Annotated in this window: 9 protein-coding genes and 2 tRNA genes; 1 reads left to right on the forward strand and 10 read right to left on the reverse strand. The window is 67.2% G+C overall.

Annotated elements, in window-relative coordinates:
- Positions 1-230: 230 nt before the first annotated feature.
- Both CRO39_RS13785 and CRO39_RS13790 read right to left on the reverse strand, forming a co-directional pair.
- Positions 231-6890 (reverse strand): non-ribosomal peptide synthetase, encoded by a 6660-nt coding sequence (locus tag CRO39_RS13785; protein ID WP_097122524.1) that lies wholly within the window; start codon positions 6888-6890, stop codon positions 231-233.
- A complete protein-coding gene (locus tag CRO39_RS13790; protein ID WP_097122525.1) occupies positions 6887-14395 on the reverse strand; it encodes a hybrid non-ribosomal peptide synthetase/type I polyketide synthase in 7509 nt (2502 codons plus the stop codon). The genes CRO39_RS13785 and CRO39_RS13790 overlap by 4 nt, the downstream gene beginning before the upstream one ends.
- Positions 14396-14610: 215 nt before the next feature.
- Here CRO39_RS13790 and CRO39_RS13795 point away from each other — a divergent pair, with 215 nt between their 5' ends.
- Positions 14611-15282, forward strand: coding sequence for a J domain-containing protein (locus tag CRO39_RS13795; RefSeq protein WP_097122526.1), 672 nt, complete (start codon positions 14611-14613; stop codon positions 15280-15282).
- 14 nt (positions 15283-15296) lie between these two features.
- Here the strand turns inward: CRO39_RS13795 and CRO39_RS13800 are convergent, their stop codons facing one another.
- From CRO39_RS13800 to recA, 8 genes are all read right to left on the reverse strand, one after another.
- Positions 15297-16640, reverse strand: coding sequence for a TIGR03013 family XrtA/PEP-CTERM system glycosyltransferase (locus CRO39_RS13800; protein ID WP_238394550.1), 1344 nt, complete (start codon positions 16638-16640; stop codon positions 15297-15299).
- Between the two features lie 316 nt (positions 16641-16956).
- Positions 16957-17799, reverse strand: a complete 843-nt coding sequence (locus tag CRO39_RS13805) for a 4'-phosphopantetheinyl transferase family protein (protein WP_097122528.1) — start codon at positions 17797-17799, stop codon at positions 16957-16959.
- 778 nt (positions 17800-18577) lie between these two features.
- Positions 18578-18654: transfer RNA gene (locus CRO39_RS13810), tRNA-Arg, on the reverse strand.
- A 179-nt stretch (positions 18655-18833) separates the two neighbouring features.
- A tRNA-Ser gene (locus tag CRO39_RS13815) sits at positions 18834-18926 on the reverse strand.
- Positions 18927-19001: 75 nt separating this feature from the next.
- Positions 19002-19214: a carbon storage regulator CsrA gene (gene csrA, locus CRO39_RS13820; protein ID WP_097122529.1), complete on the reverse strand. Its 213-nt coding sequence runs from the start codon at positions 19212-19214 to the stop codon at positions 19002-19004.
- A gap of 152 nt (positions 19215-19366) precedes the next feature.
- The gene (gene alaS, locus CRO39_RS13825; RefSeq protein ID WP_097122530.1) at positions 19367-22021 is read right to left on the reverse strand and encodes an alanine--tRNA ligase; all 2655 of its coding nucleotides are present in this window, start codon (positions 22019-22021) and stop codon (positions 19367-19369) included.
- 109 nt (positions 22022-22130) lie between these two features.
- Positions 22131-22628: a recombination regulator RecX gene (recX, locus tag CRO39_RS13830; protein ID WP_097122531.1), complete on the reverse strand. Its 498-nt coding sequence runs from the start codon at positions 22626-22628 to the stop codon at positions 22131-22133.
- Positions 22629-22677: 49 nt separating this feature from the next.
- A complete protein-coding gene (gene recA / locus CRO39_RS13835; protein WP_097122532.1) occupies positions 22678-23712 on the reverse strand; it encodes a recombinase RecA in 1035 nt (344 codons plus the stop codon).
- Positions 23713-23783 lie beyond the last annotated feature (71 nt).

The raw sequence follows: 23783 nt of genomic DNA on the forward strand, positions 1-23783 counted from the left end.
GTTGCGCATGTCGGCCAATTTGCATTCCCGCCCCCAAGATCACATCGTCCCTAGAGCGTGTTATGCACTCACCTCGAAGTGCATGACACGCCCTCGCCTCCCGCAACACCACCGCCGATGGCATGGCCTGATAGAAATTGAATACGCAAACGGCGGAAACCTTCGGCCACACCATCGCCGCACCGCCGTTGCCGCGGTGCACCAGCCATGCCCCAACGCGACCGCCGGTTTCATTGTTGCCGCTCCGGTCCGGATATCAGCCGCTTGAGGTAGCGCAGAATCCGGCTGCCGCCGCTGCCGCCGCCACCGCTTCCGCGTGCGGCCGGGCTTGCCGCGGCCGGCAGCGAGGCGGCGACCTGCGCCAGGTTATGCGTGGCCAGCGACAACAGCTTGAGCCTCACCCCGGTATCGCGGGCAACCCGGTTCGCCATTCGGATGGCGAGCATCGAATGGCCGCCGAGGTCGAAGAAGTTGTCGTCGGGGCCGGCCGCAACGCCCAGCAGTTCGGCCCACAACCTCATCAGATAGTCGATCCGGGAATCGGCATGGAGCGGCCGCGCCTCCGGTTCCACCGGCACCGCCAGCTCTGCCCTTTGCCCAGCCGGAACCGGCGACGGGCCGGGTTCCGGAGTTCGCGCGGGCGCATCGCCCTGCCGGTCGCCTGCCTGCACCGGCGGGGCCGCCGCCAGCACCGGCACCGGCAAGGCATTGCGATCGGTTTTTCCGTTGGGCAATGTCGGCAGCGCCGCCAACGTCACCACATGCTGCGGCACCATGTAGGCAGGCAGGGAATCCCTCAGCCCTGCCAGCAAGGCCTGGACCTGCAGCGACGCATCGCGGCGCGGCACCACATAGGCGATCAGGCGCACGTCCTGCGGTTGCAGTTCGCGCGCGACGACCGCTGCGCTGGCGACGTCGGGATGGCGTTCCAGCGTGTTTTCAATCTCGCCCAGTTCGATCCGGTAGCCGCGTAGCTTGATCTGATGATCCAGACGGCCCTGGTGTTCGATTACACCGTCGCTGCGCCAACGGCCGCGGTCGCCGGTGCGGTACAGCCGGGGCGGCAACGACGCGTCCGCGCTCGCGGCTGCGAACGGATCGGCGATGAACCGTTCGGCGGTGAGTTCGGGCCGGTGCAGATAGCCCTGGGTGACCCCGGCGCCGCCGATATGGATTTCTCCGGAAACCCCCACCGGGCAGAGCTGGCCGCGCGGGTCCAGTATCCATACCGTGGTATTGGCGATGGGTTGGCCGATATGGATATCCGGCGCCGCCTGCGCAGGCGCCGCAACGATCTTCGAGCAGGTGGACCAGACCGTGGTTTCGGTCGGGCCGTACATGTTCCACAGCTCATCGCAACACCCGCCCAGCTGCATGGCCAGGTCCGGCGGCAGCGGCTCGCCGCCGCAAAGGCCCTTGAAACCGGGCCGGCCCTTCCAGTCCGCATCCAGCAGCAATCGCCAGGTGGAAGGCGTGGCCTGCATCACCGTGATGCCGGCATCGCTCAGCAGCTGCGCCAATGCGGCGCCATCCATCGCGGTCTCGCGTTCGGCCAGCACCACTTCGGCACCGACGCTCAGCGGCAGGAACAGCTCCAGCACCGAGATGTCGAACGAGGTGGTGGTCACCGCCAGCAACCTGTCCTCCGCGCCCAGGCCCGGCGTAAGCGCCATGCTCTGCAGGAAATTGACCGCCGCGCGATGATGCACCATCACCCCCTTCGGCTTGCCGGTAGAACCGGAGGTGTAGATGACATAGGCCAACGAATCGGCCGTGGCCCGGTTGCGGTAGCCGTTGGCCACCTGCGGCGGCGCGTCATCGATCTCGCCGGCATCGCGGTCCAGCAGCAGCAGCCGGCTTGCCGGCAATCCCATCGGTTCGGCCAGTTCGCCCTCGCTGATCACCAGCGCCAGCTGGGCATCCTCGGCCATGAATTTCAGCCGCTCGGCAGGATAGGCCGGATCCAGCGGCACATAGGCCGCGCCGATGCGCCACACCGCGATCGTCGCGGCAACGAGATCGGCATGCCTATCCAGCGCCACGCCAACCAGCGAACCCGGCTCCACCCCGCGCGCCAGCAGCGCATCGGCGATCCGTGCGCTGCGGGTATCCAGGCGCGAATAGCTGATCGCCTGGTTGCCAAAACGGACAGCGATGCGCGACGGCGAACGGCGCATCTGCTGCAGCAGCAGTCCATCGACGGTGGCGCCATCCGGAATCGCCGCGGTGGTCGAATTCCACCGCACCAGTTGCGTGCGGTCGCGCTCGGACAGTATCCCGGCATCGCCGATGGCAATGCCGGGGTCGCGGCACAACGACTGCAGCAGCGCCACGAAGCGGTGATGGATGGCTTGCGCCGACTCGGCCGAAATGATGTCGGTGTTGTAGCCCATCGCGCCGGACAGGCCTTGCTCGTGTTCCAGGAACCACAGCCCCAGATCGTTGCTCATGCCCTTCTGGAACATCAGCAGATGCTCGTGCTGCAGTTCTCCCCAGCGCAGCTGGCGCGCACGCACGTCCTGGAACGAGAACAGCGCCTGGTAGATCGGCGAACGGCTCTGATCGCGCGGCACCTTCAGTTCGCGCAACAGGTGCTCGAACGGCACATCGGGATATTCGAACGCTTCCACCACGGCGGCACGCACGCGCTTCACCAGTTCGACGAACGGCATCGCCGGATCCAGCCGCAGCCGCAACGGCAACATGTTGACGAAGAAGCCCATCACCTTTTCCAGCGCTTCCGAGTTCCGGTTGCGGAACGGCAAGCCGACCACCAGGTCGTCCTGCCCGCTGAGCCGGTGCAGCAGCACGTAATACGCCGTCAACAGCGTCATGAACAAGGTGGCGCCGGAGCGCGCGCCGATCTCGCGCATCGCGTCGGTAGTGGCGCGATCCACATGGACCCATTCGGTGCTGCCGTTGCCGCTGGCGGCGGCCGGACGCGGGTAGTCCTCCGACAGGCGCAACGGCTCCAGTTCGCCCTGCAGATGGCGTTTCCAGTGCTGGATCTGATGGTCGAGCTCGGACGTGTTCATCCGTTGCTGGTGCCACTGGGCGAAATCGCCGTAGCTGACTTCAAGTTCCGGCAACGGCGACGGCTTGCCGGCGGCGAAGGCCGCGTACAACGCCGACATCTCGCTGTAGAACACATCGAAGGACCAGCCGTCCCAGATAATGTGGTGGGTCATGAAATACAGGACGTGATCATCCTCGGCCAACCGATAGAGTTTGGCGCGGAACAGCGGTGCGCGGTCCAGCACGAACGGCTGCGCGGTCATCGCTTCCAGATCCTGCATCAACGTCTGCATGCGCTGCGGTTCCGGCAGCGCCGACAGGTCGGTCAGCGGCAGCAGCGAGAAGTCCAGCGTATCCAGCACTTTCTGCACCGCCGAATCGCCTTCCGGCACCACGATCGTGCGCAGCGACGCCTGCCGGCGCAGCATCTCCTGGAACGCCCGTTCGAACGCCTGCAGATCCATCGGCCCGTGCAGGCGATGGGCCGATGGCGTGTTGTAGGTGACCGTGCCCGGATCCATCTGCTCGAACACCCACAGCCGTTGCTGCATCAGCGTCATCGGCGCGCTGGACTGATCGCGCCGGTGCGGAATGATGCGCGCGGCCGCGGCCTGCATGTCCGGCCGCGCCACGCTGTCGCGCAACGCCGCCGCCAGTTTGGCCGGGCTGGGCGCGTCGAACAGCAGCCGCAACGGCACCGGCACCTCCAGCTCCTTGGCCAGGCGTGCGCACAACTGCGCGGCCAGCAGCGAATGGCCGCCCAGTTCGAAGAAGCCATCGTTTACGCCAATCCCCGGACGCCCCAGCACCGCTTCCATCGCCGCGGCCACGGCCGCTTCCAGTGCGTCGCGGGGCGCCACGGTGTCGCCTGCCGGTGCGGTCAATGCTGCGGCCCGCCCATCCGGCGCCGGCAGCGCCTTGCGATCTACCTTGCCGTTGGGCAGCAGCGGAATCGCGTCCAGACGGACGAAATGCTGCGGCACCATGTAGTCCGGCAAATGCTGCCTCAGATGCGCCGCCAGCGCGGCGTCGGCAACCTCCATGCCGGGTGCGGCCACCACGTAGGCGACCAGCCTGATATCGCCGGGACGGTCCTCGCGCGCCATCGCCACCACCCGGGTCAGCGCAGGGTGCGAGATCAGGTTGTTCTCTATCTCGCCCAGTTCGATGCGGTAGCCGCGCACCTTGACCTGGAAATCCAGCCGTCCCAGATGTTCCAGGTTGCCGTCGGCGCGCCAGCGGCCGCGGTCGCCGGTACGGTACAGCGTCGGCCGCGCGATGCCGGTGCCGAATCCCGGCCCGCTGGAGGCGAAGGCATCGGGCAGGAAGCGGTCGGCAGTCAGCTCGGGCCGGTCCAGATAACCCAGGGTGACGCCCTCGCCACCGACGCAGATCTCGCCCGGCACCCCGCGCGGGCACGGCTGGCCGTGCTCATCGAGTATCCACACCTGGGTGTTGGCAACGGGGCGGCCGATATGGATGTCGGGCGCGCCGCCGGCAGCGGCCTGCACGCGCATGCAGGTGGACCACACGGTGGTTTCGGTGGGGCCGTACAGATTCCACAGCGAACCGCAGCGCGGCAGCAGCGCCTGCGCCAGATCCTGCGGCAACGGTTCGCCGCCGCACATCGCCTTGAAGCTGGCGCCGCCCTGCCAGCCGGCTTCCAGCAGCAGCCGCCAGGTCGCCGGCGTGGCCTGCATCGCGGTGGCGCGGCAGGCGGCAAGCAAGTCCGCCAGTGCGGCACCGTCGATTACCGTGTCCTTGTCCGCCAGCACGACTTCGGCGCCCACGCTGAGCGGCAGCATCAGTTCCAGCACCGCGATATCGAACGACAGCGTGGTGACCGCAACCAGCCGCTCGTCCAGTTCCAGGCCCGGCTGCCGCTGCATCGCGGCGATGAAGTTGGCGACCGCGCGATGCGGTACCTGCACGCCCTTGGGCCGGCCGGTGGAGCCGGAGGTGTAAATGACGTAGGCGACCGATTCGGCATCGGCCGCGCCGGCATCGCGTCCCGGACGGTTGTCCGGCAGCGCCTGCAGTTCGGCCTCCAGCGCATCCAGCGCCAGCACCGGGCGGCCGCGCAGATCGAACTGCGCCGCGTGGCTGCCGTGGGTCAGCAGCGCGGCCAGGCCGGCATCGCTGGCCATGTAGGCCAGGCGGTCGGCCGGAAACTGCGGATCCAGCGGCACATAGCCGGCGCCTGCTTTCAGTATGCCCAGCAGAGCGGCCAGCATGTCGGTGCCGCGGTCCATCGCCAGCCCGACCAGCGCGCCCTTCTGCACGCCGTGCCGGCGCAGCAGTTGCGCGATGCGGTTGGCGCGCGACTCCAGTTGCCGGTAGGTTAGCGCCTGGTTGCCGCAACGCACCGCCATCCGCTCCGGCGCGCGGTCGCATTGCCGTTCGAAATGCTCATGCATCCGGCACTCGCGGTCGAACGCCACCGCCGGCGGCTGCAGCGCCGCCAGTTCGGCGAACGCCGGCGCATCGACCAGCGCCAGCCGGCAGACGCGTTCCTCCGGCCGCTCCACCGCCGCGCGCAGCAAGGCCTCGTAGGCCGACAGCCAGCGCCGCACGGTGGCGGCATCGAACAGATCGCGGTTGTACTGGCATTCCAGCCGCAGCCTGCCGTCGACCTGCACCGCGTTGACCGACAGCTCGAAGTTTTCGTAGCTGCGCGGATTGGTGGTGAATTCCAGCGACAGGCCCGGGAATCCGCTCTTCTCCTGATCCAGCGCCTGATCGATATTGAACATCACGCTGACCAGCGGCAGTCGCGCCGGGTCGCGGGCGATGCGCAGCTTCTTCAGCAGGGTGCCGAAGGTGTAGCGCTGGTGCTCGATGGCATCGAGCAGGGTTTCCTGCGCATTGGCCAGCACATCGGCAAAGCTCTGCGCCGGCGCCAGGTCGAAACGCAGCGGCAGCAGGTTGACGCAATGACCGACCAGATGATCGTGCCCATCCACCGACTGCCCCGCCGCGGGAATGCCAATCACCACCTGATCCTGCCCGGCGATGCGCGAAAGCAGCGCGGCGAATCCGCCCAGCAGGGTGGCGAACAGGCTGGCGCCGCGGCGCGCGCCCAGCCGGCGCACCGCCGACACCAGGTCCGCATCCAGCAGATAGTCCTCGCGCAGCGAAGCGAAGCTGCGGCGCGCCGGGCGCGCGCGGTCGGTTGGAAGATCCAGCACCGCAATCTCGCCCTGGAAGCGCGACAGCCAGTATTGCTCGTCGCGGCGGAATTCCGGCCCGGCCGGATGCAATGCTTCGGCCAGCGCATAGTCGGCGTAGGAATCGGCTTCCGGCAAGCCGGCGGCGGCCGCGCCAACGCTTTCGGCATAGGCCGCGCCGAGTTCGCGCACGATCACCCACCACGACCAGCCGTCGCAGACGATGTGGTGGGCATGCATCAACAGCAGGTGATCCTGGTGCGCCAGCCGCAGCAGTTCGGCGCGGAACAGCCGGCCCTGCTCCAGCGCGAACGGCGTCTCCACGCCGGCGCGGCGGTGCTGGGCGACGACAGCCTCGCGCTCGACTCCGCTCAGATGGGCGATGTCGACGAACGGCAGCGCCAGCGTGTCGGGCTGGATCACGCAGAAGGTTTCGCCGTCGGGACCGAAACTGGCGCGCAGCGCATCGTGGCGCGCGACCACCTGCTGCAACGCCTGTTGCAGGCGCGCAGAATCCAGCGGACCGCGCAACCGCAGCGACACCGATTCGTTGTAGGCCAGCGAGGCGTCGTCGCCCAACCGGGCGGCCAGCCACAGTTCGCGCTGCGGTTCGGTGGTCGGCACCACCCGCGAAAGCTCGCCGCCGGCAAAAGGATCGTAGTCGACGGCGGTCGGTGCGGCGCGCCGCACGGCGCTGGGCTCGATCATGCGCCCACCTTCAGGTACTGGCCGGGACTATCCGGATTGGGCACGTACCAGGCCGGCCGCCCTTCCGGGTCGCGGCCCAGGCGCGCGCCCGGCACCGCGGGCTTGTCGCCATCCATCACCGTGCGCGACGTGGCGGCCTTGCGCGGCAGCAGCTCGGCTTCCTGCAGTTCCTGCACCGATTCCTTGTAGGCCTGGATGATGGCCTGGAAATCGGCCTCGCTGTGCGCGGTGGTGAAGAAGCAAGGGAAGTTGTCGAGGATATGGATGCCGCGGCTGCGCATCATCGCAAACAGCAGATCCTGCAACGGATGGTCCTCGTCGAAATGGGTGCGCCACAGCGAGGCGAAGTGCTTGATCCGCACGGGCGCGCCGGCCTGTTCGCAGAAGGCGTTGATTTCCCCGGCCATGGCCGCGGTGCGTTCGTTGAGCCGTTGCTGCAGCGCCGCGCCTTCGCGCTTCATATGCTCCAGCGAGGCCTTGGCCGCGGCCAGCGTCAGCGGATGGCGGACGAAGGTACCGGCGAAATAGGTCACCCCCACCGTCGGCACCGAAGCATCGCCGTACTGCCAGAAACCGCCATCCAGCGCGTCCATGAATTCGCGCTTGCCGGCCATCACCCCGATCGGGTAGCCGCCGCCGACCACCTTGCCGTAGGTGGCCAGGTCCGCCTTGATGCCGAACAGCGCCTGCGCGCCGCCCGGATGCGAGCGGAAACCGGTGATGACTTCGTCGAAGATCAGCGCGGCGCCGGCCTCGGCGGTGATCCTGCGCACCTCCTGCAAAAACTCCACCGGCTGGAAATCCGGACGCCGGCTCTGCACCGGTTCGACCAGCACCGCGGCCAGTTCGTGCGCGCGTTCGCGGATGATCTGCAACGTCTCGGGCGTGCCGTAATCCAGCACCAGCACGTTCTCGGCGGTGTTGCGCAGGATGCCCGGCGCCGCCGGCACCGCGCGCAGCTTCTTGGTGCCGCGCACGATCACTTCATCGTTGATGCCGTGGTAGGAACCGGAGAACAGCACGATGGTGTCGCGTCCGGTGACCGTGCGGGCGATGCGCATCGCCCCCAGCACCGCTTCGGAGCCGGTGTTGCACAGGGCCGCACGCTCGTGCCCGGTCAGTTCGCAGACCAGTTGCGCCACCTCGCCCGCCAACGGGTGTTGCGGACCGATTTCGTAGCCGGCCTCCAACTGCCGCTTGACCGCGTCGGTCACGAATTCCGGCTGCCAGCCGAACAGGCTGGTGCCGAAGCCATTGAGCGCATCGACATACTCGTGGCCATCGATGTCCCACACGTGCGAGCCCTTGGAACGCTCGACGACGATCTGGTAGACGATCTCCTTGGTCAGCGGACGGAAGCCGGTGACCACGCGCGGGTCGGCCATATGGGCGCGGTGCTGCTGGGTGTACTGCTTGGACCTGGGCGTGCGCGCCACGTAGCGCCGCATGAAGGCATCCAGCCGGCTGCGCTGGTGGGGGTTCAATTCGGTAGTGCCGGCCGCATCGATGCGGGCGATGGCACCGAAGGCCTTCTTGACGTCGTAGCGGGTATGGGCAAGCGCGGCTTCCTCGTCGGCGACCGGCGCAGCAGGCTCTGCGGTCGCCGCTGGCGCAACGGCCGGTACGGACGAAGCCGCCACGTTCGCCGGTGCGGCCGCCACTGCGGCCAAAACGGCCGGCGGATTGGAAGCGGCAGCGACCGGCGCGGTGCCGCTAGCTGCCAGCAAGGCCAGCTGTTGCGACATCAACTGCATCTGCTGCGCTATCACGCTGCGCAGCGCATCGCCATCCACGGCGGCCGCGGCCGCCATCGGCAACGCCATGCCGGAGGCCGGCACCGCGACGGGAGCCGGCGGCAACGACACCGGAGTCGCCGGCACCGTCGTTGTCGTCGGCGCCGCGGAGATCGCTTGCGCAGCGGGCGCAGCCTCGGGCGGCAACTGCGCGTCCAGCGCCTGGGTCAGGCGCTCCAGGCTGGCGTATTCGCCCATCAGCTGGCGGAACGTGATCTTGACCGGGAAGGTCTTCTGCAACTGCAGCGCGACCTGGGTCAGCATCAGGCTGTCCAGTCCCAGTTCGATGAAGTTGGCATCGCCGTCGGCATCGCTGAGGTCGAAGCCGGCCACGTCCTCGAACACCTCCTTCAGCTGCGCGACCAGGCGCGGCTTGCGGTCGGTAATGGGGGCGGCAACGGGTTCGGAAGCGACAGGCATGAGGGTCTCCAGGGTCGCACGGGCGGCGATGGTGGGATGGGGAACGACGTTGCTGACCGCGGCCGGCAACTGCTCTACCCAATAACGCTTTTTCTCGAACGGATAGGTCGGCAGGCGCAGACGGCGGCGGCGCTGGCGGCGATCCAGGCGTGCCGGATCCACCGGCGCGCCGGCGCACCACAACTGCCCGGCCGCGCCAGTCAGTTGCAGATGCTCGCCGTCGACGTTGTCGGCCAGCGAAGCGACCGCAGCGATACGGTGTTTCTGCAGCGCCGGTTGCTGCCGCGCCAGCGTGGTCAGCGTGGCGCGCGGTCCGATTTCCAGCAGCACCCGCGCCGGGCTGGCCAGCACCTGCGACAGCGCCGACGAAAAACGCACCGGTTCGCGCAAATGGCGGGCCCAGTAGTCCGGCGACACCGCCGTGTCCGCGTCCAGCCATTGGCCGCTGGCGGTGGACACGATGGGCAGCGCAGGCGGGTTGCGCGGCATCGCCGCGACTTCGGCGCGGAAGCCTTCCACCACCGGTTCCATCATCGCCGAATGGAACGCGTGCGAGGTCTTCAGTGCGCGGCAGGCGATGCCATCGCTCTCCAATTGCGCCTGCAACGCCGCCACCGCCTCGTGCGACCCGGCCACCACGCAGGCACCGGGCGCATTCTCCGCCGCCAGCGACAGCGAGGCCGGCAGACGCGCGGTCAGATCCTCCAGCGACAACCGCACCGACAACATCGCGCCGGACGGCTGCGCCTGCATCATGCGCCCGCGCCGCGCCACCAGCCGCAGCGCGTCGGCCAGCGAAAACACCCCGGCCAGGGTGGCGGCGACAAACTCGCCGACGCTGTGCCCGATCATCGCCACCGGCGTCAGCCCCTGGCTCAACCACCATTGCGCCAGCGCATATTCGAACGAGAAAATCGCCGGCTGCATGATCGCCGTCGGCAGCATCGCCTCGGCATCGTCGCCGAACACGATCTGGCCCAGGTCCAGCTTCAACTCGGCCTTCAGCTCGTCGACGCAGCGATCGAAAGCGTCGCGGAATACCGGCTCGTTGCGGTAGATCTCGCGGCCCATGCCGGCGTACTGGCACCCCTGCCCCGGGAACAGGAACACGACTTCGCCGGCATGCGCCGGGCGGCTGCGGGCGGCCTGCGCCGCCGTCTCCGCGCTGCGCAGCCTGGCGACCGCATCGGCACGGTCGGCGGCGGCAATCGCGACCCGGTGCCCGAATGCCTTGCGGCCGGCCGCAAGCGTCCACGCCACGTCGGCCAGATTGTCGTCGTGCGCATCCAGATGATCGGCCAGCTGCGCGACCGCCTGGCCCAGCGCCGCCTGACTGCGCGCCGACAGCACCAGCAGCTGCGGCCCGGTCGCCGGCTCCGAATCGGCCAGCGCCGGCGCCTGCTCCATCACCACATGCGCATTGGTGCCGCCAACGCCGAACGAACTGACCCCGGCGCGCCGCGGCATCCGGCCCTCGTGCTGCCAGCGCAACGTCTGCCCGCTGGCGACGAACGGACTACGCGCGAAATCGATGACCGGGTTGGGTTGGTTGAAGTGGGCGGTGGCCGGGATCAGCTCATGCTGCAGCGCCAGCGCGGTCTTGATGACGCCTGCCGCACCCGCGGCCATCAGCGTATGGCCGATGTTGCTCTTGACCGAACCGACCACGCAGAAACCGGAGTCGTCGGTGCCGCGCCGGAACGCCTTGCTGAGTCCTTCGATCTCGATCGGGTCGCCCAATGGCGTTGCAGTGCCATGGGTTTCGACGTAACCGATGCTGCGCGGCTCCGCGCCGGCATCGACCTGCGCCATCGCGATCACCGCCGCCTGCCCTTCGCTGCTGGGGGCGGTGAAGCTGGCCTTGTTGCCGCCGTCGTTGTTGACCGCCACGCCGCGGATCACCGCATACACCGGATTGCCATCGGCAATGGCATCGGACAGCCGCTTCAGCAGCACCACCGCAGCGCCGTCGCTGAACACCGTGCCGGTCGCATCGGCGTCGAAGCTGCGGGTATGCCCGTCGGCCGACAGCATGCCGCCTTCCTGGTACAGGTGGCCGCTGCGGACCGGACAGGTCACCGCGATGCCGCCGGCCAGCGCCATGCCGCAGCGGCCCGCGCGCAGGCTGTCGACCGCCTGGGCAATGGCCACCAGCGAGGTCGAGCACGCGGTATGCACGCTGATCGCCGGCCCGGTCAGGTTGAGCTTGTGGGCGACGCGGGTGGCGATGTAATCCTTCTCGTTGCCCAGCATCACCTGGAACGCGCCGACCTTGTCGATCAGGTCCGGATGCGCCAGCACGTTGTGCTGGTAGTAACTGGCGTTGTACATGCCGGCGAACACGCCGACCGGTACCGGGCTGGCGTCCGGCACATGGCCGGCGCGCTCGATGCATTCCCAGCACAGCTCAAGAAAGACGCGCTGCTGCGGGTCCATCAGCTCGGCCTCTTTCGGCGAGATGCCGAAGAAGGCCGCGTCGAACTTGTCGACGTCGTCGAAGATGCCGCGCGCCGGCACGTACAGCGGATCCCGCCGCGTGGCCTCCGCCACGCCGGGGTCGATATCCTCCAGCGCGAAACGGCTGACCGTGTCGCGGCCCTCGCACAGGTTCTGCCAGAAGGTTTCGGTATCGGCGGCACCCGGGAAACGCCCGGCCATCGCGATAATCGCAATCGGATCGTCGTGATCGCCGCGGCGGACCGCCGCCATCCGCGACGGCTCGATCGCCTGCTGTCCACCGCCCCGGATCGCCTGCGCCAGCGCCGCCGGCGTGGGATCGCGAAACAGCGCCATCGTCGGGACGTCGCCCAGGCCCTCGCGGCGGATGCCTTCCAGCACGCGCACCGCCAGCAGCGAACTGCCGCCAAGGTCGAAGAAGTTGTCGTTGCGGCCCATCGATTCCAGGTCCAGCGCTTCGGCCAGGATCCGGCACAGCGCCGCCTCGGTGGCATCGCGAGGCGGCTCGTAGGCACCGGCCCAATCCGGCCGGTGCCGGCCCGGCGCCGGCAGGCGGCCGCGGTCCAGCTTGCCGTTGGGCGACAGCGGCAGCGCGTCCATCTGCACGTAAGCCACCGGAATCATGTAGTCGGGCAGCTGCGCGATCAGATGATGCCGCAGCGCTTCCACATCGACCGGCTTTTCCGCATCCAGCGGAGCGAAATAGGCCACCAATCGTTTCAGCCCCGGAGTGTCCTCGCGCGCCAGCACCCCGGCTTCGCGCACGCCGGGATGGGCCATGATCTGCGCTTCGATTTCGCCCAGTTCGACCCGGAAGCCGCGAATCTTGACCTGGAAATCCTTGCGTCCCAGCAATTCCAGATTGCCGTCGGGCAGCCAGCGGCCGATGTCGCCGGTGCGGTACATGCGCGCCTGCGGCTGTTCGCGGAACGGATCCGGCACAAAGCGCTCGGCGCTCAGGTCCGGGCGCTTCAGATAGCCGCGCGCCACCACCGGACCGGCCAGGTACAACTCGCCCACCACACCCTCGGGCACCGGTTGTCCCTGCGGGTCGAGCAGATAGACGCGGGCATTGGCGATGGGACGGCCGATGCTCGGCAGTCGCGGCCAGCTGTCCGGGTCCTCGGGCAAGGTCAGCGCGGTGACCACATGGGTTTCGGTAGGCCCGTAATGGTTGTGCAGCCGGCAGCCGGGAAGGCGCTGGAAGAATCGGGCGATTTTCGGCTCGATGCGCAATTGTTCGCCAGCGGTGATCACCTCGCGCAGCGCGCACTCCACCGCCTGCCCATCGGGCAGCGCGCTGGCGCGGTTTTCCATGCCCTCGGCCAGCATCTGCAGCGCGAAGTAAGGCAGGAACATCCGCTCGATGCGGTGTTCGACGATGAAATCGAACAGCTTGCCGGCGCTGAGCCGGGTCTGCTGATCGATCAGGTGCAGTTCGCCGCCGCTCGCCAGCGTGCCCAGCACTTCCTGGAAGGCCACATCGAATCCCAGCGCCGCGAACTGCAGCGTGCGCCGCGGCAGGTCCGAGCCGGGCTGCCGGATCTGCCACTGGATCAGATTGATCAGCGGTCCGTGCGGCATCGCCACGCCTTTGGGCGTGCCGGTCGAACCGGAGGTATACAGCACGTAGGCCAGGCGTTCGGCGGTCAGGCCAAGATCGGCCGGCGGCAAATCCTGCGCAGGCTGGGCGGCCCATTCCGGGGTGGCGCTTGCAAGATCGATGACCGGCAATTGCGGCGGCAAATCGCCCAGCGCCTGGCGCCAGTCGGTTTCCATACCGGACTGGGTCAACAGCGCCGAAGGTTCGCTGTCCTGCACGGTGTAGGCCAGCCGCTCGGCCGGATAGGTCGGATCCAGCGGCACATAGGCCGCACCGGCCTTCAGCACCGCCAGCAGCCCCAGCACCATTTCGATGCCACGGTCGGCATAGATCGCGATGCGATCGTCCACGCCGATGCCCAACCCGCGCAAATGCCGGGCCAGCTGGTTCGCCTGCGCATTGAGTTGCGCATAGCTCAACGAGCGTCCGTCCTGCACCACCGCCCGCGCATCCGGCGTGCGCGCCGCCTGCATTTCGAACAACTGCTGCACGGCTTCCGCCGGCGGATAGTCCACCGCGGTGTCGTTTCCCAGCGCGGCCAGCTGCCGCATCTGTTCGTCCGCCATCAGCGGCAACTGCAGCACCGGGATCTGGCGGTCGGCCAGCAGGCCGTGAAGCAGGCAATCCCAATAACCCCGAAGGCGTTGGCTCCCGGCGCAGGCCTGCGGGTCCCGCGCATGCACTTCCACCCGCCAGCCGTCTTCGTCGGGCTCCACGCCCATGCCGATCGCCGAATCCGCAAGCGCGCCAGGCGCCGAGGCAAATCCGATCTGGAAGCGCGGTCCGGCCGCCGCGTCCATGGCAGGCAGAATTCCGTCGAACATGTCCGCCGGAACATCCGCATGCAGGCCGCTCTGCACCCGTTGCGAAGATATCGACTGCAGCAGTTGTTCCAGCGTGGCGGTTTCGCTGAAATCCACCCGCAGCGGCAGCAATACGGGATGTTCCCCGGCCGGCTGCGGCGCAGCGATGCCGTCGACGCCGACGACAATCTGCAATTGCCCGGTCAACCGGGCAAACACGCTTGCCCACAGCACCAGCGCAACATCGGCGAACGTCGCCCCCCGTTGCCGTGCCCATGCCTCGAGTTCGCCTGCATCGGCCTGCCGCGGTTGCGGGGGGCTATCCGCAGCGACTGCAGCGCTAGCGGACGCCACCGGCAGTTCCAGCCGCATCGGCACGCCGGCCAGCAGGCTGCGCCAGTACCCGGCCTTTTCATCGAACGCATTCAACCTGCCTGCCCCCCGTCGCGTGTCGCAACTTCCTGTGTTCTCCTACCAACGCACTGCGGAGCCGGCGCAGGCCACGCAGCCTGTGGGCGCGCCCATGCCCCTGAACCTGCGGATATTCCGTCCCCGTGGCGGCCGGATGAGGCGACGCCTGATTGAGACCACGTTGTAAAGGCCATGGCACACCCTAGAATGTGCCTCATCCACGAGCCGCGGTAATGGAACCCGATTTCTCAAGCTTGTATTCGCAGCTGAACCTTTCCCCGGATTGCACGCTGGAAGAACTGCAGCATGCCTATCGCCGCCGGGTCGGCGAACTGCACCCGGACCGGGGCGGCGATGCGGCAGCGCAAGGCGACGCCCAGCAGCAGTTGGCCGGCCTGATTCAGCAATACAAGACCGCTGTTCAGTTCCATCGCGCCCATGGGCGCCTGCCGGGCAGCCCGCGCGGCAGCGGCGCAACCGGCGCGGCAGCGGAAACCGGCCCCAGGCTTGCCGACAGGACCAGGCGTACTTCATCGCCTGCCCCCGATGCGGACGAAAGCGGCAATGCCACGCGCAATGGCTGGCTGGCGGCGCTGTTGATCGCGCTGGCGCTCTACCTGCTGCTATCGGGCGTGGACAGGAAGACCGGCATGCCCGCCGGCGATTCGGCCCGGCAGGAAAACGCGGACGCTTCCGCCGCCGCCGGGCCGCGATACGCGCAATTGCAGTTGGGCATGGACGCAGAGGCGGTCCTGCAGGTGCAAGGTACGCCTACCCGCATGAGCACCTACGTCTGGGAGTACGGACCGTCCTGGGTACGCTTCGAAAAAGGCAAGCTGGTGGAATGGCACAGCTCGCCGCTGTACCGGCTGAAGGCAGCGCAGCCGCAGTCCGAGGCTCCGTAACGCCAACGCCTGCTTCAACGCGCCCCACGCCCGAACAGCACCACCTCGACCGTCTGCAGCAGGATCATCAGGTCGAACACCAGTCCGTGGTTCTTCACGTAGAACAGATCGAACTTGAGTTTTTCCTCGGCATCGCGCACCGACGCGCCGTACGGATAGCGCAGCTGCGCCCAACCGGTAAGCCCCGGCTTCACGCAATGACGGACGCGGTAGTAGCGGATTTCATCGTTCAGCATGTCGACGAAATGCGGACGCTCCGGCCGCGGCCCGACGAAACTCATGTGCCCGCGCAGCACCGCCAGCAACTGCGGCAGTTCGTCCAGCCGGGTCAGGCGTATGAATTTCCCGACCCGGGTGCTGCGGTCGTCGTTCTTGCTTGCCCAGACCGCCACGCCGTCCTTCTCCGCATCCACCCGCATGCTGCGGAACTTGGTCAGCTTGAAGTGCTGGCCGCGCTCGCCGACCCGTACCTGGCTGTAGAAAATCGGCCCGCCGGACTCCAGCCAGACCGCCAGCGCGACAACAAGCATCAGCGGCCAGGTCACCAGCAGCAGCAGCAAGGCCGCCATCAGATCGAAGAACCGCTTGCTCAGGCGGCGAGGTGTCGAGTAGTCGAATCCCCCGGAAAAAACCAGCCACGACGGGTCGACCACGTTCAGTTGCACCATGCCGGCTTCGCGCTCGAAGAAGGTCGACAGGTCCACCACCGAAATCCCGCGCTGCACGCAGCTGAGCATCTCCTCCATCGGCAGACCGCCGCGGCGCTCATCCGGAGCGATCACCAGTTCGTCGATCTGCAGTTGCTCGGCAAGTTCGGCCAGATCCAGGTCTGGCTGCACCAGCATTTCCTCGCTGACCATCACCCGTTGCCCCGGCACCGGCACAAAACCCACCACGGTAAAGCTGCGTCGGTCCGACTGCCGCCGCATCCGCGTGTTGATCAGTTCGGCATTCTGGCCGGCGCCCAGCACCAGCACGCGCTGCTTGAGCACGTCCGTGCTGAACAGGTGCACCGACAGCGCTCTTGCCGCCACGATGCCCAGCGCCGACAGCGCAAGCGACATCGCCAGCACGCCACGCCCGATGTAGGTCTGCGGAAGCAGGTAGTACAGCACCAGCAGGCCAACGCCACCAAAGGCGAACGAAAGCAGAAGACGCAGCCAGAAATCCAGGCGGTTGTGCCTTACATGCACCTGATACAGACCGAAAGCGGCCATTGCGGCGGTGATGAAGATCGCGACGACCAGCGCGCGCATCGGCGCGTACTGGACGAACATCTGGTGGCTTTCCGGATCGTTCCGGAAACGCAGCCACGCCGATGCCAGCACCGCAAGCACGATGACAACGACTTCAAGCAACCATAGAAAACGTACGGCACGGGATTTGCGACTCGAGCGAACCGATTTCATCGTGTTGCCCCGTCCGGACCGGCGCGTCCCGGAAGTTGATGCGCGCCACCCGAAGCGCAACCCTCATCGGGACGATACCGGCCATCGGCGGCCCTACGCCCGCACGATGCGCAATCGATGACGACACCTGAAACGTTCATACGATCCCCTGTTGTTCACCGCTCCCTGGCTGCCCATAGGAAGGTTTATCCCCAAGCGCGCAACCGGCGCCGGAATCTGCCCGGACGGCCGCTGGCTTCGTTTTCTAATAACGCCAACGTTGCGGTCATCCGGCCAGTTGCCGGGCGGTTGCCGGGCAGGCGACCACCGGTGGCCGCAGCCACGCGCTGAGGACCGGCACTTCCGCCGGCGCTGCGACCGCCGCCATCGCGCCCGGCATCGCCTGCAGCATCCGCAGGCAGGTCTTCCCAACCTTCGGTTCCAGCGGCAGCGCCTGTCCCACCGGCGCCCGGAAACTGCCCATCGGCCGCGCCAACCCTATTCCGGCAGCTTTCAGCAGCGCCTCCTTGCGGACCCACAAACCGAGCAGCGCCTCCGCGCGGGCCTGTCCGGACAGTCGCGCCATTTCCGCGGCCTCATCGGGATGGCAGGTCTGCGCCGCAATCTCCTCCATGACCTGGCGACGATGGCGGGGTTCGACATCCACGCCCACCGGGCCCTGACGGCACACGGCGATGGCCACATACGCTTGGCTATGGCTCAGGCTGGTATGGACCGCCAGCCCTTCCAGCCGTGGGCAACCCAGGGCATCACGGCCCAGCGGCAGCGCCGCCGCATCCAGGTCCAGCGCGGCCTGCAGAAACAGCCGGTGCAGCGCGTAGGCCAGAGTCAGCGCGTCGCGGTCGGCCGGGCGCCGTCTGCGTTGAACCCTGGCCCGCTCGGCCCCATCCAGCAGCGCCGCCGCCTGCAACAGCCAGCGCCTCCAGTCGTCCAGTTCGAACAGGCCGACCAGCGCATGATCCTGCGACAGCCGGCAGGCGCCGGACCACGGCATGGCCTGGTCGAACGCAGCGCGCAGGCCGGCGCAGGCGCCGGAATCCCCGGCCGGATCGGACATCATTGCCGCAGAAGACATACCCACCTTGCAGAGTCGGATGCCGTCGGACATCCCACCAATCAATACGCGTTGCGCGCGGAAAACAGGACGCACCTGGCGAAGGGACACGATTGCCGGCAAACCCGGCCCGCAGGAAGGTGCTTCTCCCAGGTGAGGCAAATCTACGCGGAGCCGGTGGCCATGGCGTTGCGGGACACGCCGTCCCCACCCGCTACGCGGGCCCGGCCCGCAACAGAACACGACCTGATCGGCGCGAACTTTCGGCGCCTGGTGTTTCCCTTCTCCCCGCAGGCGATGGCGCACGGTTCACGAGCCGCCGGATCGCCCATGCCTGAACGCCCTGCGCGGTGCGAGTGCCATTCCGATGGGCACGCAACGGTGGATGAGAAAGGAAGCTGAAACCCGGCGCCAACCAGCAAACACGAACGGAATCCCTGCGGGGAGTCCTGCCGGCACGACTCCCGCACGGTCGCCCAACCTGCCGCCTGCAATCCGGCGACGCCACGAGCACCGGCTTCCAGGCAGCTTGTCGGCGTTCGGGGAAAAAATCGGAACGGGCGAATACTCGCGCTCGCGAGACGACGACGGCGTGGCGGGGAAGCGGGCAAGGTGAGCCAAGGCGGCTTGCGCGCCACTGCTGCGTGCGCGCGCTGGCGCGCGAGGGGCGGCCGCAAAGCGACAAGGTGCAACGGCCGCTTGAGACAGGAAAACCGGAATGATGCGGAGTCACGCCCAGCGCGGCGGGCAACGAGTCACCGAAGCCGCTGTCCCAGGAAACCGCAGAAAACAAAAAAGCCGGCAGGTTGCCCTGCCGGCCTTCTTGCTGTTTTGGCGCGCCCGGAGAGATTCGAACTCCCGACCGCCTGGTTCGTAGCCAGGTACTCTATCCAGCTGAGCTACGGGCGCGTAAGAAGCGGAATTTTGCCTGACCAATCATCGAATCGTCAAGCCATCTTCCTGCGCAAATCGTATTGCGGAGAGCCGCAGCCACGACTTGCGATGAAACATTCGACAGCTGCCCGGAACAACTCCCCGGGCATACCGCGCAACCACAAAAACGCCTTGAAACCGCAGGCGTCGACAACTGGCGGAGTGAGAGGGATTCGAACCCTCGATAAGGCTTTTGACCCTATACTCCCTTAGCAGGGGAGCCCCTTCAGCCGCTCGGGCATCACTCCGGGATTGGTTGTTCCCGCAGTCCATCGACGGCGGCCGCATAGGATAACGGCTCACCGTGAATGCGGCAAACGAATTCAGTCCGAAGATGTATTTTCGCTCGTGGCGTGGTGGGCGTTGGCGTCTTCGCCGCGCTGAATGCGCTGGTAGATTTCTTCGCGATGCACGGCAACATCCTTGGGCGCGGTGATGCCGATGCGCACCTGGTTGCCTTTCACGCCGAGCACGGTCACCGTGACCGAATCACCGATCATCAGGGTTTCGCCGACACGGCGGGTCAAAATCAACATGTTTCTTCTCCGTAATCCGGCAAGATTAAAGCCGGGAGTGCGCCTATGGCGAAACCGCCATCCATACGCTTCCAGGTACATTCATGAACTTAAAGAGCATGGTAGCTGTCCGACTGGCAGGCCTGCAAGCACTGCCAGCCATGCCAAGCGCTCTAGTTTAGACGTTCGGCCACCCAATCGCGAACGCCCTGCAGGGCCGTGGCAAGGGCGGGGCCGTCCTCGCCACCACCCTGGGCGAGATCGGGGCGTCCACCGCCCTTGCCCCCAATCTGACTGGCCACATGGGCCAGGAGTTCCCCCGCCTTGACCCGTCCGGCGGCGCCGCCGCTTACCCCGGCCACCAAGGCGGCCTTGCCGCCACTGGCGCCGGCCAACACGACCACCGCATCCCCCAACTGTTGCTTGAGGCGATCGACCGCATCGCGCAGGGCCTTGGCGTCGAAACCTTCCAGCCGGGCCGCCAGCACCTTCACGCCGTTGACCTCCTGCGCCGAACCGGCCAGGTCGGCGGTGGCGCCGGAAGCGGCCTTCGCCCGCAACGCCTCCAGTTCCCGTTCCAGCTTCTTCTGCCGCTCGGCCAGCGCACGAACCTTGTCCACCACGTCGCCGGCATTGCCGCCCAGCACCGCGGCGGCGTCCTGCAACCGTTGCTCCGCGGCCGCCACATAATCCAGCGCGCCCTGCCCGGTCAGCGCCTCAAGGCGCCTCACCCCGGCCGAAACACCGCCCTCGGCAACGATCTTGAACAGACCGATATCGCCGGTGCGGCCGACGTGGGTGCCGCCGCAAAGTTCGGTGGAGTAATCGCCCATCTTCAGCACACGGACGTTCTCGCCGTACTTTTCGCCGAACAGCGCCATTGCGCCGAAATCCAGCGCCTCCTGCATGCCCATGTGATGGACTTCGGCGGCGTGATTGGCGCGGATCTGGGCATTGACCCGGCGCTCGATCTCGGCCAGCTCCGCCGCCGTCAGCGGCTGGAAATGGGAGAAGTCGAAGCGCAGCCTGTCCGGGGCCACCAGCGATCCCTTCTGCTGCACATGCGTACCCAGCACCTCGCGCAGCGCGGCATGCAGCAGGTGGGTGGCGGAATGATTGAGGATGGTGGCGGCGCGGCGCCCGCCGTCAACCGAGGCGAGCACATGGTCGCCCAGCTTCAGCGCCCCCTTGGCCAGCCTGCCGACATGGCCGTGGAACTGGCCGGCAAGCTTCTGGGTATCGCCGACCTCGAACTCGACGCCCTGCTCCACCAACTGGCCGGTGTCGCCGACCTGGCCGCCGGATTCGGCGTAGAACGGGGTCCGATCCAGCAGCACCGTGGCTTCATCGCCTTCCGAAATCGCATCGACCGGGCGGCCGTCCTTGAGGATGGCGACCACCTGCAGACCGCCGGCGTCGAGGTGGTCGTAGCCCAGGAAACCGGTGGGCGAGAGCTGGGCCACCAGATCCGCCGGCAACGTGGCGCCGCCGGCAAACTTGCCCGCCGCGCGCGCGGTTTCGCGCTGCTGCTCCATCGCCGCCTCGAAACCGGCCATGTCCACCGACAGCCCCCGCTCGCGCGCGATATCGGCGGTCAGATCGACCGGGAAACCGTAGGTGTCGTAGAGCCGGAAAGCGTCGGCGCCGGGGATGGTTCCGGCGGCGCCCGCACGGGCAGCGACCTCATCGAAAATGCGCATGCCCGAATCCAGGGTTTCGGCAAAACGCTCTTCCTCGGCCTGCAGGGCGCGCACGACCAGCGCCTGCGCCGCCGGCAGTTCCGGATAGGCATCGCCCATCAGCGCCGACAGCGTGGCGACCATCTTGTGGAAGAACGGCTGGCGCACGCCAAGCATCCAGCCGTGGCGCAGCGCGCGGCGGATGATTCGGCGCAGCACATAGCCCCTGCCCTCGTTGGATGGCAGTACGCCGTCGACGATCAGGAACGCGCAGGCGCGGATGTGGTCGGCGATGACGCGCAGCGACTTGTTCTCGGTGTCGGCGGTGCCGGTCAGTTCGGCGGCTTTGGCAATCAGGGCCTGGAACAGGTCGATTTCGTAGTTGGTATGAACGTGCTGCAGGATCGCGGCCAGCCGCTCCAGACCCATGCCGGTGTCCACGCACGGCGCCGGCAGCGGCACCAGCGTGCCGTCGGCCTGGCGGTCGAACTGCATGAACACCAGGTTCCAGATTTCGATGAAGCGATCGCCGTCCTCGTCCGGAGAACCGGGCGGGCCGCCGGCGATATGCGCGCCGTGGTCGTAGAAGATCTCGGTGCAGGGCCCGCAGGGACCGGTATCGGCCATCTGCCAGAAGTTGTCCGAGGCGTAGGGCGCGCCCTTGTTGTCGCCGATGCGGACAATGCGCTCGGGCGGGATGCCGATGAGGTCATGCCACAGGGCATAGGCCTCGTCGTCGGTATGGTAGACGGTCACCAGCAGGCGTTCGGCCGGCAACTTCCAGACGCCGGTCAGCAGTTCCCAGGCCCACTCGATGGCTTCCTTCTTGAAGTAGTCGCCGAACGACCAGTTGCCCAGCATTTCGAAGAAGGTGTGGTGGCGGGCGGTATAGCCGACCGAATCCAGATCGTTGTGCTTGCCGCCAGCCCGCAGGCAGCGCTGCACGTCGGCGGCCCGCACGTAGCTGCGCTTTTCCGCACCCAGGAACACGTCCTTGAACTGCACCATGCCCGAGTTGGTGAACAGCAGGGTCGGGTCGTTGCCCGGCACCAGCGGCGCCGATGGCACGATGGTATGGCCCTTGCTGCGGAAAAACTCGAGAAAATCGCTGCGGATCTGCTGTGTGCTGGTCTTGGAAAGGCTGGTCATCGGTCTGGCGTAGGCTGGGAGGGGCGCGCACCAGCGCCGCGTCCCCGCTAGATGCGGGCGCAGGCTGGAACAGACAACCCAATACCCTAGATTAGCAGGCCTGTCCGGTTCAGTCCTGCGCCCCGCCGCGAAGGGCCGCACGGATGCTGTCGCCTTCGAAGCCGCGCCGGGCCAGCAGGTCCGCCGCTTTCCGGCGCTGCCCGGCATCGACCAGGCTGCCCGGACCGAAACGGCGGCGGACGAGGTCGCACGCCGTTTCGGTCCAGTCGCCATCGAAAGTGTCCATCGCCGCCGCGATCGCGTCGCGGTCCAGTCCATGGGTCGCCAGTTCAGCGCGAATCCGCAGCGGCCCGTAACCGCTTCCGACCCGGCTGCGCACCAGGAACTCGGCAAACCGCAGATCGCTCTGCCAGCCGTCGCCGGCCAACTGCTGGACGGCGGCATCGGCGTCCTCCTGCATCACACCGCGCGCGGTCAGCTTGCGGGTGAGTTCCTTCCTGGAATGTTCGCGCCGGGTCAGCAGGCCCAGGGCGCGCTGCACCGGCGTCTGTTCCTGTTGTCCCCGCCGGCGAGCCTTACGTCCATCTTCTTGGCCAGACCGGTTCACCGTTGCCGTCTCCAATCAGCGCTGCCGCCGCACGCCGGACCGCCGCCGCTTATTCGCCGGCATCGGCGTCGCTTTCGCTGGGCTTGACCTCCAGCGGCTGGAACTTCTCGCGCAGCTCGGCTTCCAGCCGGGCTGCGATCTGCGGGTTCTCGCGCAGGAAGGTGCGCGAATTGTCCTTGCCCTGGCCGATGCGTTCATTGCCGTAGCTGTACCAGGCGCCGGCCTTGTCGACCAGCTTGGCCTCCACGCCCATGTCGATCAGTTCGCCCTCGCGGCTGATGCCTTCGCCGTACAGGATCTCGGTGACGACCTGCTTGAACGGCGGCGCCAGCTTGTTCTTGACCACCTTGATCTTGGTCTGGTTGCCGATGATCTCGTCGCCCTTCTTGATGGCGCCGATACGGCGGATATCCAGCCGCACCGAGGCGTAGAACTTCAGCGCATTGCCGCCGGTGGTGGTTTCCGGGCTCTGGCCCGGCATCATCACGCCGATCTTCATGCGCAACTGGTTGATGAAGATGACGGTGGTATTGGAACGCTTGATGTTGCCGGTCAGCTTGCGCAGGGCCTGGCTCATCAGGCGCGCCTGCAGGCCGGGCAACTGGTCGCCCATCTCGCCTTCGATTTCCGCCTTGGGAGTAAGCGCCGCGACCGAGTCGATCACCACGATATCGATGGAGCCGGAACGCACCAGCATGTCGGCAATTTCCAGCGCCTGTTCGCCGGTATCCGGCTGCGACAGCAGCAGATCGTCGACATTGACGCCCAGCTTGGCGGCATAGATAGGATCCAGCGCGTGCTCGGCGTCGATGAATGCGGCAGTGCCGCCCTGCTTCTGGCACTGCGCGATGGCCTGCAGGGTCAGCGTGGTCTTGCCGGACGATTCCGGCCCGTAGATTTCCACCACGCGTCCGCGCGGCAGACCGCCGATACCCAGTGCGATATCCAGCATCAGCGAACCGGTGGGAATGATTTCGACCGGTTCGATCACCCGGTCGCCCATGCGCATCACCGAGCCCTTGCCGAACTGGCGCTCGATCTGGGTCAGGGCCACGGAAAGGGCGCGCTTCTTGTTCTCGTCCATTGTCGATTTCCTCGGGGATGATGTTCGGTTGATGCAAGCCTATCGGGCGCCAATCGCACGGATTGCGACGG

Source organism: Pseudoxanthomonas wuyuanensis (assembly GCF_900215535.1).
Lineage (GTDB): Bacteria > Pseudomonadota > Gammaproteobacteria > Xanthomonadales > Xanthomonadaceae > Pseudoxanthomonas_A > Pseudoxanthomonas_A wuyuanensis.

Excerpts from the sequence above, each read along its gene's own strand:
- CRO39_RS13805 (WP_097122528.1), bottom strand. The coding sequence starts at position 17,799 with ATGTCCGACGGCATCCGACTCTGCAAGGTGGGTATGTCTTCTGCGGCA.
- alaS (WP_097122530.1), bottom strand. The coding sequence starts at position 22,021 with ATGACCAGCCTTTCCAAGACCAGCACACAGCAGATCCGCAGCGATTTT.
- CRO39_RS13785 (WP_097122524.1), bottom strand. The coding sequence starts at position 6,890 with ATGATCGAGCCCAGCGCCGTGCGGCGCGCCGCACCGACCGCCGTCGAC.
- CRO39_RS13795 (WP_097122526.1), top strand. The coding sequence starts at position 14,611 with ATGGAACCCGATTTCTCAAGCTTGTATTCGCAGCTGAACCTTTCCCCG.
- recA (WP_097122532.1), bottom strand. The coding sequence starts at position 23,712 with ATGGACGAGAACAAGAAGCGCGCCCTTTCCGTGGCCCTGACCCAGATC.
- csrA (WP_097122529.1), bottom strand. The coding sequence starts at position 19,214 with ATGTTGATTTTGACCCGCCGTGTCGGCGAAACCCTGATGATCGGTGAT.